This window comes from Mycolicibacter virginiensis, assembly GCF_022374935.2.
GTDB classification, from domain to species: Bacteria; Actinomycetota; Actinomycetes; order Mycobacteriales; family Mycobacteriaceae; genus Mycobacterium; species Mycobacterium virginiense.
Genome location: NZ_CP092430.2, coordinates 4,128,027 through 4,142,902 on the forward strand (window position 1 = coordinate 4,128,027; position 14,876 = coordinate 4,142,902).

At 68.7% G+C, this 14,876-nt stretch carries 13 protein-coding genes; 3 read left to right on the forward strand and 10 right to left on the reverse strand.

What is annotated here, in order from left to right; translation table 11 throughout:
• Positions 1 to 14: 14 nt before the first annotated feature.
• The 7 genes from MJO54_RS20085 to MJO54_RS20115 all read right to left on the reverse strand — a co-directional run bounded on the left by MJO54_RS20085 (position 15) and on the right by MJO54_RS20115 (position 9,587).
• A complete protein-coding gene (locus tag MJO54_RS20085) occupies positions 15 to 1,280 on the reverse strand; it encodes an aromatic ring-hydroxylating oxygenase subunit alpha (protein ID WP_105294643.1) in 1,266 nt (421 codons plus the stop codon).
• Between the two features lie 131 nt (positions 1,281 to 1,411).
• Positions 1,412 to 2,929, reverse strand: coding sequence for an amidophosphoribosyltransferase (purF, locus tag MJO54_RS20090; protein WP_046285888.1), 1,518 nt, complete (start codon positions 2,927 to 2,929; stop codon positions 1,412 to 1,414).
• Positions 2,930 to 2,980: 51 nt separating this feature from the next.
• Positions 2,981 to 3,385, reverse strand: a complete 405-nt coding sequence (locus MJO54_RS20095) for a sterol carrier family protein (RefSeq protein ID WP_064889495.1) — start codon at positions 3,383 to 3,385, stop codon at positions 2,981 to 2,983.
• 3 nt (positions 3,386 to 3,388) lie between these two features.
• Positions 3,389 to 4,231, reverse strand: a complete 843-nt coding sequence (locus MJO54_RS20100; RefSeq protein WP_064889518.1) for an alpha/beta fold hydrolase — start codon at positions 4,229 to 4,231, stop codon at positions 3,389 to 3,391.
• 54 nt (positions 4,232 to 4,285) lie between these two features.
• On the reverse strand, positions 4,286 to 5,989 hold the full coding sequence (locus MJO54_RS20105) for an alpha/beta hydrolase (protein WP_105295850.1): 1,704 nt from the start codon (positions 5,987 to 5,989) through the stop codon (positions 4,286 to 4,288).
• Between the two features lie 12 nt (positions 5,990 to 6,001).
• Positions 6,002 to 8,296 (reverse strand): phosphoribosylformylglycinamidine synthase subunit PurL, encoded by a 2,295-nt coding sequence (gene purL, locus MJO54_RS20110; protein WP_105295849.1) that lies wholly within the window; start codon positions 8,294 to 8,296, stop codon positions 6,002 to 6,004.
• 22 nt (positions 8,297 to 8,318) lie between these two features.
• Positions 8,319 to 9,587, reverse strand: coding sequence for a M18 family aminopeptidase (locus MJO54_RS20115; protein WP_065153042.1), 1,269 nt, complete (start codon positions 9,585 to 9,587; stop codon positions 8,319 to 8,321).
• Between the two features lie 52 nt (positions 9,588 to 9,639).
• On the opposite strand from MJO54_RS20115, the gene MJO54_RS20120 reads away from it, so the two are divergent.
• Positions 9,640 to 10,659 (forward strand): Dyp-type peroxidase, encoded by a 1,020-nt coding sequence (locus tag MJO54_RS20120; RefSeq protein ID WP_275564471.1) that lies wholly within the window; start codon positions 9,640 to 9,642, stop codon positions 10,657 to 10,659.
• Positions 10,656 to 11,453 carry a family 1 encapsulin nanocompartment shell protein gene (locus MJO54_RS20125; RefSeq protein WP_046285917.1) on the forward strand — a complete coding sequence of 266 codons (798 nt, stop codon included), beginning with the start codon at positions 10,656 to 10,658 and terminating at the stop codon, positions 11,451 to 11,453. The genes MJO54_RS20120 and MJO54_RS20125 overlap by 4 nt, the downstream gene beginning before the upstream one ends.
• Positions 11,454 to 11,481: 28 nt before the next feature.
• On the opposite strand, the gene purQ is transcribed toward MJO54_RS20125, so the two are convergent.
• Positions 11,482 to 12,156 (reverse strand): phosphoribosylformylglycinamidine synthase subunit PurQ, encoded by a 675-nt coding sequence (purQ, locus tag MJO54_RS20130; RefSeq protein ID WP_046285918.1) that lies wholly within the window; start codon positions 12,154 to 12,156, stop codon positions 11,482 to 11,484.
• Positions 12,153 to 12,392, reverse strand: coding sequence for a phosphoribosylformylglycinamidine synthase subunit PurS (gene purS / locus MJO54_RS20135; protein WP_046285919.1), 240 nt, complete (start codon positions 12,390 to 12,392; stop codon positions 12,153 to 12,155). The genes purQ and purS overlap by 4 nt, the downstream gene beginning before the upstream one ends.
• 86 nt (positions 12,393 to 12,478) lie before the next feature.
• Here purS and MJO54_RS20140 point away from each other — a divergent pair, with 86 nt between their 5' ends.
• Positions 12,479 to 13,117: an MBL fold metallo-hydrolase gene (locus MJO54_RS20140; RefSeq protein WP_046285920.1), complete on the forward strand. Its 639-nt coding sequence runs from the start codon at positions 12,479 to 12,481 to the stop codon at positions 13,115 to 13,117.
• Positions 13,118 to 13,219: 102 nt separating this feature from the next.
• Here the strand turns inward: MJO54_RS20140 and MJO54_RS20145 are convergent, their stop codons facing one another.
• Positions 13,220 to 14,875 (reverse strand): FAD-binding dehydrogenase, encoded by a 1,656-nt coding sequence (locus MJO54_RS20145; RefSeq protein WP_105295848.1) that lies wholly within the window; start codon positions 14,873 to 14,875, stop codon positions 13,220 to 13,222.
• Position 14,876 lies beyond the last annotated feature (1 nt).

Consider the following 14,876-nt stretch of genomic DNA (forward strand, 5'->3'; position numbering starts at 1 on the left):
GCGGTCACGATGTCTCAAACCTTGGCCGTAGTGCGCTCGTGCTCGGCGATCCACGCGGCAGTCTCGGCGTGAAAGTGCCGGATCAGCACCTCTTGGTCGTTGAGCAGGAAGCGATCCACCACCCCGGTACCGATCATCGTGTGGGTGGCCTCCAAGGTGCTGGCGTCCTGCAACCCGTACTCCTTGAACGACACCGCCGCGAGTTCTTGGGCGACCCGCTCGCGCGGAGTCCGCGGCTGCGGAAAGTACAGCGTGCCTTCGAAAATGTGTGAGTCGTGCCCCGTCGGCCAGTAGTGGTAGGTCAGATACCAGCCTTGGCCCCAGAACAGGATCGTGAAGTTGGGGAAGATCTGAAACGAATCCAGGCCCCACGGATCGCATTTCGCGGGATTGAGGCCGTCGGGCATCGGGCCGATATCCGGCGGATCCCAGGGCCCGAAAAGCCCGCTCTGGCAGATGTCCTCGATCGGCTTGCGCATCTCCGACGACATCTCCCAGGCTCGAACACCTGAGGTGCTCACCAGGCGGTGCGGGCCCTCGATCTGATAGTGCGGCGCCTCGAAACCGGCCTGTTCAGCCGCCACCCGAAAGGCCGTCGGCGTCTGGTTCCCGTGCAGTACCGGCGCGTGATAGAACTCCTGGAACGCGTCGAGGAACAGCTTCCAGTTGGAGTTGACCGACGAGCGGTATTGCCATCGGGATGTCATCTGCCCGAATGGGTAGCCCTCCAACGCCGTAACCATGGGCCCGAGGAAGTCGCGCAGCGACTGCTCCGGAGTGGCGGCGAAGTTGACGAAGATGAATCCCTCCCAGACGTCACAGTGCACGGCGACCAAGCCGTAGCGACTCTTGTCGAGGTCGAAGAACTCTTCCTCCTGCTGAACGAAGGCCAGATTGCCATCCAAGTCGTAGCGCCAAGCGTGGTACTTGCAGGTGAACTGGCGGCAGTTCCCGCTCGTCTCCTCCAACGGCATGGTGTCCCACACCAGCTTGTTGCCTCGGTGCCGGCAGACGTTGTGATACGCCTTGATCTCGCCAGATCCGGTTCGCACCAGGATGATCGAGGTGTTGACCACCTTGAGTTCCCGGGTGAAATAGCTGCCCTTCCGCGGAACCTGCTCTACCCGACCGACATTCAGCCAGGCACACCGGAAGATCGCCGCGCGTTCCTTCTCATAGACATCGGGACTGATGGAATCGCGGTACGACACCGGTTCGGTACCGAGCTCGGGGTAGTGCTGGGTCCAGCTACCTTCGGGCGGCTTGGGAAAACGCGCCACAACCACTCCTGTCCTCACGCCGGGTCACGAGTCTTGTTGGCGCCGACGCTATCGAGCGGCACGTTCAGTGTCAAGTAGTTGATACTTGGGCGGGAAGTCAGCTTCAGGAGTTTCCTGAAGCTGGCTTCGGGCTAGGGCTGGCTCAGCGCGGCGTCGTTGTCGCTCTCGGCTTTGCGCGCGGTGTTGCTCAGCATCTGCTCGACGACGTTCTTGCCCAGGGCACTGTCATCGGGCAGCTCGATCGGGTAGCTGCCGTCGAAACAGGCACAGCACAGCCGCGATTTGGGCTGCTCGGTGGCCGCGATCATGTCTTCCTGGCTGACGTAGCCGAGGCTGTCGGCGCCGATGGCGCGTCGCACCGCTTCGACCATCTCGGTCTCGTCCTCGACGGCGTTGGCGATCAGCTCGGCCGGCGAGGCGAAGTCGATGCCGTAGAAGCACGGCCACTTCACCGGCGGGGAGGCGATCCGCACGTGCACCTCGACGGCACCGGCCTCGCGCAGCATCCGCACCAGGGCGCGCTGGGTGTTGCCCCGCACGATCGAGTCATCGACGACGATCAGCCGCTTGCCGCGGATGATCTCCCGCAACGGGTTGAGCTTGAGCCGGATACCGAGCTGACGGATGGTCTGCGACGGCTGGATGAAGGTCCGCCCGACGTAGGCATTCTTGGTCAGGCCCTGTCCGTAGTCGATACCGGACTCCTGGGCGTAGCCCACCGCGGCGGGGATGCCGGACTCCGGCACGCCGATGACCAGGTCGGCCTCCACCGCGTGCTCACGGGCCAGCCGCCGGCCGATCTCCACCCGGGTGGCGTGCACCGACCGGCCGCCGATGGTGCTATCGGGCCGGGCCAGGTAGACGTACTCGAAGACGCAGCCCTTCGGGGTGGGGTTGGCGAACCGGGTGGAGCGCACCCCGTCGGCGTCGATCGCCAGCAGCTCGCCGGGCTCGATGTCGCGGACGAAGGAAGCGCCCACGATGTCGAGCGCCGCGGTCTCGGAGGCCACCACCCAGCCGCGGTCGAGCCGGCCCAGCGACAGCGGCCGCACGCCCCACGGGTCACGGGCCGCGTACAGGGTGTTCTCGTCCATAAAGGTCAGGCAGAACGCACCGCGCGCCGTCGGCAGCAGTTCCAGCGCCGCCTGCTCCAAGGAGGCGTCGGCGGCACCGTGCGCCAGCAGCGCACCCAGGATGTCGGAGTCGGTGGTGGCCACGCCGGGACGGCGGGTGTCGATCAGGCCCAATTCGCGGGCCCGGCCGGCCAGTTCGGCGGTGTTGACCAGGTTGCCGTTGTGACCCAGCGCCACGCCGGTACCGGCGGCGGTGTTGCGGAACACCGGCTGGGCGTTCTCCCAGGTGGTGTCGCCAGTGGTGGAGTAGCGGCAGTGCCCGACCGCCACGTGCCCGGGCATCGCCAACAGCGTCTGTTCCTCGAACACCTGGCTGACCAAGCCCAGGTCTTTGAAGACCAGCACCTGCGAGCCGTCGCCGACGGCGATGCCGGCGGCCTCCTGGCCACGGTGTTGCAGCGCATACAGGCCGTAATAAGTGAGCTTCGCTACTTCTTCGCCGGGAGCCCAAACTCCGAAGACGCCGCACTCTTCACGGGGTGCATTCTCGAGGTCTACTACCTGCTGGTCCGGCACGTTTCAGCTGCTCCAGGGGGACGGGCCACAGTGACGACGTTCAGTCTACGGTCAACATGCGTCAAGTTTCACCAACGGCAACCAATCGGCGATCTCGGCTGCTCGTGCACCCGATAGCCGCAGCTTTCCGGCCGCGGTCGCCGCGCTGGTCTCCAGCAGCCCGGCGGCCAGCAGCAGCCAGCTGCGCGGATCGGTCTCGACCACGTTGGGCGGGGTGCCGCGGGTGTGCCGCGGTCCGGCGATGCACTGCACCGCGACGAACGGCGGGATCCGCACCTCGACGCTGGCACCGGGGGCCAACTCGGCCAGGGTGCGCGCGGTCAGACGGACCGCGGCCGCCAGCTCGGCGCGGTCGGGGGCGGGCACGGTGTCGTCGTGCAGCCACGCCGCGAGCGCCAGTACAGCTGCGCGCGTCTGCGCGGGGTCGGGCTGTGAACGTGAGCGGGCGGCGGCCACGGGTCAATCGGTGGGGTGCGCGGCGAACCAGCCCAGCAGCAGATCGGCGAGCCGGTCCGGTTCGGTGTCGGGAATCCAGTGTGAGACGCCAGCCATGACCTCGAAGCGATAATCCGCGTCGACGTATCGGGCGGTGTTACGCGCCGCCTTGGGCTTCAGCGCGATGTCGTCGTCGCTCCAGACATACATGGTCGGCACCGAGATCTGCTGGTTGCTGTCACGCAGATTCGACAGCGGCAGGGCCCGGTACCAGTTGAGCCCGCCGGTCAGCGCGCCCGGTTCGATCATGGCCTGCGCATCCCGTTCGGCCGCGGCCGAACTCTGCCCGCTTCGCCGTAGCGCCTTGGCGGCCACGGCGCCTTTCCCGCGCGTGAGCAGCCACTCCGGCAGCCACGGCAGCTGGAAGAACCCCATGTACCACGACGCCAGACCTTGGCGGCTGGTGATGAACGACTTCAGGAAGGCAGCGGGGTGCGGTACCGACACCGGCGACACCGTGGCGAGCCGCTCGGGCAGTTCGGCCGCCACTCCCCACGCCACCGCGGCACCCCAGTCGTGGCCCACCAGGTGCACGCGCTGCGCGCCACTGGCGTCGATCAGCGCGCCGATGTCGGCGACGAGTTCGGACATGCGGTAGTCGCGCCGCCGCGGCGGCCGGGCACCGGGTGAATAGCCGCGCTGGTTGGGCGCCAGGCATCGGTAGCCCGCGGCGGTGAGCCGGTCGATGACGGCGTTCCAGCTGTCGTTTCGCTGCGGGAAGCCGTGCAGCAGCACCACAACGGGACCGTCGGGCGGCCCGGCGTCGCGAACGTCGAAGACCAGGCCGTCACGGGTGTAGCGCTGCATGGGTGAAGCATCCCGCATGCCGTTAGGCCGCGGTAGCTTGCCCCGGCCGATTGCCTATTCGCCCCGCAGCGCCGCGCGCACCCGCTCGGTGTCGCGCGGCGTCCAGCCGTCGGGTGGCAGCACCGCCACCCAGCCGTCCAGGATGGTGTCGGCGTAGTTGTGGCCGTGCCCCGCGGGCATCTGCTCACCGTGGAACAGGTCCGCGCTGACCTGCCAGAACGTCACCACCGGGTACCAGCGCATGGAGGCCGTACGGTCCGGGCCGGGCGCTTCGGTCAGCCAGTCCGGCCGCGCGAACAGCAGGTCCGTCGACCACCACACCACCGGGTCGGAGGCATGTTGCAGGAACAGCACCCGGGTGCCGTCCCACGGCGGCGCGGCGATCCGAGCGATCTCGGCCGGCACCGTGCCCTGCGAGAACCGCACCGTGCGGCCGTTGTCGTAGCGCGGCAACACGGCGGTGCTGCCGGGGTCGCGCCGCACCAGCAGCGCGTGCCAGAGCGGGCTGGCTTGCGGCGGCCCCACCCACAACACGGACTCATAGCCCATGTCGGCGATGTCGGGCAGCCAGTCGAACGCCGCCTGCCCGGCCATGGACCCCAAGCTCTCGCCGTAGAGCACCAGCTTGGGCCGGTGCCCGACCGGAAGACCTCGCCACCGCTCGGCGATGGTGCGCACCAGCAGCCGTCCGGAGTCCATCGATTTGCGCTGGTCGGCCAGGAAGGAGATCCAACTCGGTAGGTAGGAGTACTGGACGCCCACGATCGCGGTGTCGCCGTTGTAGAGCATCTCCAGCGCATCGGCCGCGGCCGGATCCACCCACCCGGTGCCGGTGGTGGGCACCACGACCAACACCTGCCGATCGAAGGCGTGGGTGCGGTCCAGTTCGTCGAGCAGCAGCTGCATTCGGGCCTGGTCGTCGCCGGCGCTGTGCAGCCCGGCATACACCCTGATGGGTTCGCGGGCGGGCCGTCCGTTGATCCGGGTGAGCTCGGCGGCGTGCACTCCCCCGGCGACGAAGCTGCGGCCCTGACTGCCCAGGGTGGCCCACGGGGCCAACGAGTCAGGGCTGCCGGATCGCTCCGGTTGCAGCGGCTGGATCGTCCCGGCCACGGTGGCACTGTCCTCGGGCTGGAACACCGCGCTGGCGCCGGCGAAGAAACCGCGGATCAGCACCCCGTTGATCAAAGTGGTCAGCAGCACGACGACGATCGCGCTGCCGATGAACATGGCGACTTCGCGGTGCAGGTGCCACCGCCGGATCAAGGCCCGCGCCAGCAGCCGACTCGCGTCGATCAGCACTCGCACAGTCGCCACCAGCGCGGCGGCGACCCCGATCGCCACCCCGAGGGTGCGCAGGTAGCCCAGTGTTGCCGGGCCTTCGATGCCCAGCAGCTCGGAGACCTGGCGCTGCCAGCCGGCAGCCGGGATCAGCATCAGAACGCACGCGGCCGGGGCCGCCACCACCACCGTTGCCTTGAGTGCGAGCAAGGCCGGGCGCGGGGGCGGCCACCAGCTGGCGCCACGCAGGAGGAACCGTTCCACCATGGCGCCGATCAGCACGCCCAGTCCGTAGCCGAAGGCTGCGTTGATCCCGCCGATCAGCCCCTGAAACACCCAGTCGCGCGGCAGCAGCGACGGGGTCAGCGACAGACAGAAGAACAGCGCACCGAACGCCACTCCGACGAACTTGAGCCGCAGCAGGCTCCACGCCCACACCAGCAGCGGGTGTTTCGCCGTTGCCTCGGCCGTTTCCATGCCGCTGGGGCTTTATCCGAACAGCCCCGGCAGCACCGCTTCGGAGGTGCTGCGCAGTTCGGTCAGCGACACACTGAACTGGCCCTGGACCTCGATCTCCTGCGAGGCCTGGTCCACAACGCCGACACGGGTGACCGGCAGACCGCGCGCCTCGCACATCGAACGCAACCGGCTCTCCTCAGTGCGCGGCACCGCCACCAGCGCCCTGCCCGCCGACTCGGAGAACAGGAACACGAACGGGTCGGCGTCTTCGGGAAGCAAGATGCGGCAACCGGTTTCACCGGCGATCGACGACTCGACGACGGCCTGGATCAGCCCGCCTTCGCTCAAGTCGTGGGCAGCCGAGATCAGGCCATCGCGCGATGCCGCGCTCAGCACCTCGGCGAGCAGCTGCTCACGTTCCAGATCGACCTTCGGCGGCAGTCCACCCAGGTGATCGCCGGTCACCTGCGCCCAGATGGACCCGTCGAACTCGTCGCGGGTGTCGCCGAGCAGGATCAGCGTCTCGCCCGGTTCGACGCCGAATGCCGTGGGAATACGGCGGCCGACGTCATCGATGACCCCGAGCACCCCGACGACGGGGGTGGGGTGGATCGGCGTGGCGCCGGTCTGGTTGTAGAAGCTCACATTGCCGCCGGTCACCGGAATCCCCAGTGCCGCACAGCCATCGGCCAGACCGCGAACGGCCTCGGCGAACTGCCACATCACCCCGGGGTCTTCCGGAGAACCGAAGTTCAGGCAGTTGGTGACGGCGATCGGCGTGGCACCGGTGACAGCCACGTTGCGGTACGCCTCGGCCAGCGCCAGCTGCGCCCCGGCGTAGGGGTCGAGCTTGGTGTAGCGACCGGACGCGTCGGTGGAGATCGTGATCCCGCGCCCGGAGTCCTCGTCGATGCGCAGCATCCCGCCGTCGGCGTGCTCGGCCAGCACGGTGTTGCCGCGCACGTAGCGGTCGTACTGTTCGGTGATGAACGCCCGGCTGCACAGGTGCGGGCTGCCCAGCAGCGCAAGCAGAGTCGCGCGCAGCTCCTCCCCGGTGGCCGGCCGCGGCAGCTTGTCCGAGCGGTCCGCGTTCAGCGCGTCCTGGGTGTCGGGGCGCGCGACCGGGCGCTGATAGATCGGGCCTTCGTGGGCCACGGTGCGCGGCGGCACGTCGACGACGGTCTCGCCGTGCCAGGTGATCTGCAGCCGGTCGCCGTCGGTCACCTCACCGATCACGGTGGCGAGCACGTCCCACTTGGCGCAGACCGCCATGAAAGCGTCCACGTTCTCCGGGGCGACCACAGCGCACATGCGTTCCTGCGACTCGCTGGACAGCACCTCGGCCGGGGTCATGTTCGCCGCGCGCAGCGGCACCTTGTCCAGCTGAATCGCCATGCCGCCATCGCCGGCAGACGCCAACTCAGAAGTGGCACACGACAGTCCGGCACCGCCGAGATCCTGGATGCCGACCACCAGCTTGGCGGCGTAGAGCTCCAGGCAGCACTCAATGAGCACCTTCTCGGTGAACGGGTCGCCGACCTGAACCGACGGAAGTTTCTTTCGGCCGGCACCACTCTCGTCACCGCCGAAGGTGTCCGATGCCAGCACCGACACGCCACCGATGCCGTCCAGGCCGGTGCGCGCCCCGAACAGGATGATCTTGTTGCCGGCACCGGAGGCGAACGCCAAGTGCAGGTCTTCTTTCTTCAGCACACCGACACACAGCGCGTTGACCAACGGGTTGCCGGCGTAGCAGGGGTCGAAGATGGTTTCGCCGCCGATGTTGGGCAGCCCCAGCGAGTTGCCGTAGCCGCCGATGCCGCGCACCACCCCGTCGAGCACCCGGCGGGTGTCAGGGGCGTCGGCGGCGCCGAAACGCAGCTGGTCCATCACCGCGACCGGGCGCGCGCCCATCGCCATGATGTCGCGCACGATGCCGCCCACCCCGGTGGCCGCGCCCTGGTACGGCTCGACATAGGACGGGTGATTGTGCGACTCCACCTTGAAGGTGACCGCCCAGCCGTCACCGATGTCGACGACGCCGGCGTTCTCGCCGATGCCGGCCAGCATGGCTTTGCGCATCTCGTCGGTGGTGGTCTCCCCGAAGTAGCGCAGGTGCACCTTGGAGGACTTGTAGGAGCAGTGCTCGCTCCACATCACCGAGTACATGGCCAGCTCGGCGTCGGTGGGGCGGCGGCCCAGGATGTCGCGGATGCGCTGATACTCGTCGTCCTTGAGACCCAACTCGGCGAACGGTTGCGGGTGCTCGGGCGTTGCAGCGGCGTGTTCGACGGTGTCCAGCGTGGTCGGGGGCGTCACGGGCACAGTCTATGGCACCGATTTCGGCTCAGTCCGGCGCCAGGAACGCCGCCAGGGCCGCCGCGTAGGAGGTCACGTCGCGCGCGCCCATCAATTCCCGTGCCGAATGCATGGCCAGCTGCGGAGCGCCCACGTCAACGGTGGGGATCCCGGTGCGTGCGGCGCTCATCGGGCCGATGGTCGATCCGCAGGGCAGGTCGGCCCGATGCTCGTAGCGCTGCAGCGCCACCCCGGCCGCCTCACAGGCCAATGCGAAGGTCGCGGCGGTGCGGCCGTCGGTGGCGTAGCGCAGGTTGGGCTGCACCTTGAGCACCGGGCCGGCGTTGACCGCGATCTGATGGCCCGGTTCGTGACGGTCCGGGTAGTTCGGGTGGGTGGCGTGCGCCATGTCCGCCGAGGCCAGCGTGGAGCCGGTCAGCCGGCGCAGGAAGTCCTCCCGGTCACCGCCGGCGGCCAGCGTGATCCGCTCCAGGATGGTCAACAGCAGATCGGACTGGGCGCCGTGATCCGACGTCGACCCGACCTCCTCGTGGTCGAACAGCACCAGCACCGGCAGGTAGCGGCCGGGCTTCGCGGCAATCAGAGCCTCGAGGCCGGCGTAGCAACTGGCCTGGTTGTCCAGCCGCGGCGCGCTGACGAATTCCCGGCCCAGCCCGGTCACCGCCGACGGCGCCAGGTCGTGGGTCATCAGGTCGAAACCCAGCACGTCGCGCGGTTCCACGCCGGCACGGTCGGCCACGTAGCCGAGGAAGTCCGGGGACCGGCCGTCTCCCCAGACCGCGTTGACGTGGCGCTGCGGATCCAGCTTGACCGCGGCGCGGTCGTCGGCCAGGTGGATGGCCAGCTGCGGCACCCGCAGGATGGGCTCGTCGATACGGACCAAGTGGTGGCTGATGCCGGAGCTTTCGGCACCGCTGCGCACCGAGAGCCGGCCGCTGATCCCCAGGTCGCGATCCAGCCAGGAGTTCAGCCAAGCGCCGCCGTAGGGCGCCAGGGCCACCATCTGCCAGCCGGCGACCTCGCGGGCGGGGTGCTGCTTGACCCGCAGGTTCGGGCTGTCGGTGTGCGCGCCGATGATCCGGAACGGGGTGTGGCCGCCGTGCTCCGGACTATTCCACGCAATCAGCGAACCGGCCCGGACGGTGAAATACCGTCCCGGCGCCTGCGGCCACCGGTCGGTTTCGGCGACCTCGGTGTAGCCGGCGGCACGCAGCCGTTCGGCGACCGTGGCGCAGGCGTGAAACGGCGACGGTGAGGCGTCGATGAACTCGCATAATCCGGTTGCGGTGGCCGCCATGGGGTTAAGTCTTTCGCATCCGGACGCCGATGGGGGCGTTAGGGTCGATAGCGTGCCGTCCGTTCAGCCAGTCACCGCTCCCCTGACCTGTGCGGCCATTTTTCTGGTGGCCACCATCAACGACGGCGGCGAGCAGGTGGTCCACGACGCGTTGCCCGACCTGGCGGGTTTCGCCCGGGCGATCGGCTTTCGCGACCCGTCCAAGCGGCTGTCGGTGGTGACCTCGATCGGCTCGGATGCGTGGGACCGGCTGTTCGCCGGGCCCCGGCCGGCCGAGCTGCATCCGTTCGTCGAGCTGACCGGTCCCCGCCACACCGCCCCGGCCACGCCCGGGGATCTGCTGTTTCACGTCAAGGGCGAGACCCTGGACGTGTGCTTCGAGCTGGCGGGGCGGATCGTCAAGGCGATGGCCGGTGCGATCACCGTGGTCGACGAGGTGCATGGCTTCCGGTTCTTCGACAATCGCGACCTGCTCGGGTTCGTCGACGGCACCGAGAACCCGGTCGACGATGAAGCGGTGGCGGCCACCGCGGTCGGTGACTCCGATCCCGACTTTGCCGGTGGCTCTTATGTGCACATCCAGAAGTACCTGCACGACATGGCCGCCTGGGAGGCGCTGCCGGTCACCGAGCAAGAACGTGTGATCGGCCGCACCAAGGCCGACGACATCGAGTTCGACGACGCGGTGAAACCGGCCAACTCGCACATCGCGCTCAATGTCATCACCGACGAAGACGGCAACGAGCTGGACATCGTGCGGCACAACATGCCGTTCGGCTCGGTGGGCTCCGGCGAGTCCGGCACCTACTACATCGCCTACTCGCGGACGCCCCAGGTCACCGAGCAGATGCTGCGCAACATGTTCCTCGGCGACCCGCCGGGCAACACCGACCGCATCCTGGACTTCTCCACCGCGGTCACCGGCGGACTGTTCTTCACCCCCACCGCCGACTTCCTCGACGATCCACCGCCGCTCCCGGGAGCCGCGGCACCCACCCCCTCCGAGCCCGTCGAGACCACCGGCGTTCACGGCTCACTGAACATCGGCAGCCTGAAAGGAACCTCGCAATGAACAACCTGTATCGCGATCTGGCCCCGGTCACCGAAGCGGCCTGGGCCGACATCGAGCAGGAGGCGACCCGGACCTTCAAGCGGCACATCGCCGGGCGCCGGGTGGTCGACGTCAGCGAGCCGGCCGGCCCGACGGCGGCCGCGGTGGGCACCGGTCGGCTGACCGGTATCAGCGCCCCGGCCGACGGCGTCGAAGCGCATCTGCGCGACAGCAAACCACTGGTGCGCCTGCGGGTTCCGTTCACCCTGTCACGGGAAGAGATCGACGATGTCGAGCGGGGCTCGCAAGATCCCGACTGGGACCCGGTGAAGGCCGCGGCCAAGAAACTGGCGTTTGCCGAGGACCGCATCATCTTCGGTGGATACCCGGGCGCCGCGGTGGAGGGCATCCGCAGCGCGAGCTCGAACCCGGAGCTGACGCTGCCGGAGGACCCACGCGGCATCCCCGACGTGATCAGCCAGGCACTGTCGGCGCTGCGTCTGGCCGGGGTGGACGGCCCGTACTCGGTGCTGTTGTCCGCCGACGCCTACACCAAGGTCGCCGAGACCTCCGATCACGGCTATCCGATCCTGGAGCACCTGCGCCGGCTGGTCACCGGCGACATCATCTGGGCGCCGGCGATCGACGGTGCGTTTGTGCTGACTACGCGGGGCGGCGATTTCGACCTGCGGCTGGGCACCGACGTGTCGATCGGCTACCTGTCGCACGATGCCGAGAACGTGCAGCTCTACCTGCAGGAGACGCTGACTTTCCTGTGCTACACCGCCGAGGCCGCGGTCGCGCTGACCTGTTGACGCTAGACGGTCTGAGGGGCCGAGCCCGTCAGACCGACAGCACCGCGTCCAGGGCGGAGTAGAACAATCCCAGCCCGTCATCGCTGGGCCCGGTCAGGGCCTCGATAGCGTGCTCGGGGTGCGGCATCAGCCCGACCACCCGGCCGTTGGCCGAGCTGACCCCGGCGATGTTGCGCAGCGAGCCGTTGATGTTGTCGAGGTAGCGGAACACCACCCGGCCTTCGCCTTCGAGCTCGTCGAGCACCGCTTCGGAGGCCACGTAGCGGCCCTCACCGGACTTCAGCGGCACCAGCAGATCGGCGTCGGCGTCGAACCGGGAGGTCCAGGCCGTCGAGGTGGAGGTCACCCGCAGCCAGACGTCGCGACAGACGAAATGCAGGCCGACGTTGCGGGTCAGCGCTCCGGGAAGCAGACCGGCCTCGCACAGCACCTGGAAGCCGTTGCAGATGCCCAGCACCGGCATGCCTTGGCCGGCGGCCTTGATGACCTCGCCCATCACCGGGGCGAACCGGGCGATGGCCCCGCAGCGCAGGTAGTCGCCGTAGGAGAAGCCGCCGGGCACCACCACAGCGTCGACGCCCTTGAGGTCGGCGTCGGCGTGCCAGAGGCTGACGGGCTCGGCACCGACGAACCGGACCGCGCGGGCGGCGTCGACGTCGTCGAGCGTGCCGGGGAAGGTGATGACGCCGATCCGGGCGCTCACGAGGTCTCCCGGCTGACGGTGAAGTCCTCGATCACCGTGTTGGCCAGCAGCGATTCGGCGATCTCGGCCAGTGCGGCGTCGTCGATCGAATCGTCGACTTCGAGCTCGAAGCGCTTGCCCTGCCGCACATCCGACACTCCGGCGTGTCCGAGCCGAGAAAGCGCTCCGACGATCGCCTGTCCCTGCGGGTCAAGGATCTCGGCTTTGGGCATCACGTGCACAACCACCCGGGCCACGGGTGCTCCCTACTGTCGACGGGGGAATCGGTCGGGTCAACAATACCGATGCCCGTCGGCGGCGCCGGAGAGCACAATCTTTAGGTATGCAACTGACCCACTTCGGCCATTCCTGCCTGCTCGCCGATTTCGGCGGGACCACGGTGCTGTTCGACCCCGGCAACTTCTCGCACGGCTTCGAGGGCATCACCGGTCTGGCGGCCATTCTGGTCACTCATCAGCACCCCGATCACGCCGACGTAGCGCGGCTGCCGGCCCTGATCGACGCCAACCCGGGTGCAGTGCTCTACGCCGATCCGCAGACCGCCGCCCAGCTGGGGCCGCCCTGGCGGGCGGTGCACGTCGGGGATGCCTTCGACGTCGGGCCGCTGCGGGTGCGCGGGGTGGGCGGGCAGCATGCGGTGATCCATCCGGAGCTGCCGATGATCGACAACATCTCCTACCTGATCGGCGATGACGCGCATCCGGCCCGGCTGATGCATCCCGGCGACGCGCTGTTCGTACCCGGCGAACCGGTGGACGTGCTGGCTACCCCGGCGGCGGCGCCGTGGATGAAGATCTCCGAGGCCGTCGACTACCTGCGCGCGGTGGCGCCGCGGGCCGCGGTGCCGATCCACCAGGGCATCATCGCCACCGACGCCCGCGGGATCTATCACGGCCGGCTGGCCGAGATGGGCCGCGCCGACTTCCAGGTGCTGCCCGAGGAGAGCGCCGTCACGTTTTGACCGCCGAGCAGTCCCCCGCAAGCGGGAGGTGCCCCCAGTGAAAGCCCCCATTTTCGGGGCGTTTTAGGGGCTTTCACGTCTGCTCGCCGGGAAGGACCCGCCTCAGGCGATATCGCTGGCGGCGCCCCGGCCGGCGGCCCGACCGGAGAAGATGCACCCGCCCAGGAAGGTGCCCTCCAGCGCCCGGTAGCCGTGCAGACCGCCGCCGCCGAAGCCGGCCACCTCGCCGGCCGCGTACAGCCCGTCGATCGGCTTGCCGTCCGCACCCAGCACCCGGGAGTCCAAGTCGGTTTCCAAGCCGCCCAATGTCTTCCGGGTCAGGATGTGCAGCTTGACCGCGATCAGCGGGCCGGCGGACGGCTCGGTCAGCCGGTGCGGGGCAACCACCCGGCCGATCCGGTCACCCAGGTAGGACCGGGCGCCGCGGATCGCGGTGATCTGGCCGTCCTTGCTGAATCGGTTCGCCACTTCGCGATCGCGCGCGGTGACCTCGGCCTCGACCGTCGCGTAGTCCAACGGCACCACGTCGGGCAGGTCGTTCATCGCGGCGACCAGGTCACGCAGCGACGAGGCGTGCACGAAATCCACCCCGCGGTCGATGAACGCCTGCACCGGCGGGGGCGGCCCGGACCGGGCTCGTGAGGCGGCCAGCTGACGCAGGCTACGGCTGGTCAGGTCGGGATTCTGCTCTTGGCCCGAGAGCGCGAATTCCTTCTCGATGATCCGCCGGTTGAGCACGAACCAGGTGTAGTCCTGACCGGAGCGCGCGATGTGTTCCAGCGTGCCTAGGGTGTCGAATCCCGGATACAGCGGCCCGGGCAGCCGCACGCCGGCGGCGTCGAGCCACAGCGGTGACGGGCCGGGGATGATGCGGATGCCGTGGCCCGGCCAGATCGGGTCGTAGTTGGTGATGCCCTCGGTGTAGTGCCACATCCGGTCCCGATTTATCACCCGGCCACCGGCTGCCTCGGTGATGCCGATCATCCGGCCGTCGACATGGGCGGGCACCCCGGCCAACAGTTGCGCGGGCACCCGGCCCATCCGCTCCGGCCAGTTCTGTTTCACCAGCTCGAGGTTGCCGCCGATGCCGCCACTGGTGACCAGCACCGCCGGAGCACGGAACTCGAACTGTCCCACGGTGTTCCGCGATGACGCCACGCCACGTTCGGCGGCCGAGGGTTCCAGCACACTGCCCCGAACCCCGGTCACCCGGCCACCCTCGACGATCAGCTCGTCGACCTGATGCCGGAAGGCGAACCGGACCTTTGAACGGCCCCGCAGCCGGCCCGCGAAGATCTCCACCAACGCCGGTCCGGTTCCCCAGGTGATGTGGAAGCGGGGCACCGAATTGCCGGGCCCGGTGGCGCCGTAACCGCCACGTTCGGCCCAGCCCACCAGCGGAAAGACTTTCAGCCCGCGGGCCCGCAGCCAGCTGCGCTTCTCACCCGAGGCGAAGTCCACGTAGGCGTGTGCCCATTGCCGCGGCCAGTGGTCGCACTCCCGGTCGAAGCCGGCGGTGCCCAGCCAATCCTGTAGCGCCAGTTCGTGGCTGTCGCGGACCCCAAGCCTGCGCTGCTCGGGGCTGTCGACGAAGAACAGGCCGCCGAACGACCAGAACGCCTGTCCGCCCAGGTTCGCGCTGTTCTCCTGGTCGACGATCAGGACACGCTGACCACGTTCCACCAGTTCGCAGGCCGCCACCAGGCCCGCGAGACCCGCCCCGACGACGATCGCGTCAGCGTCCGTCTTACCGCTCATG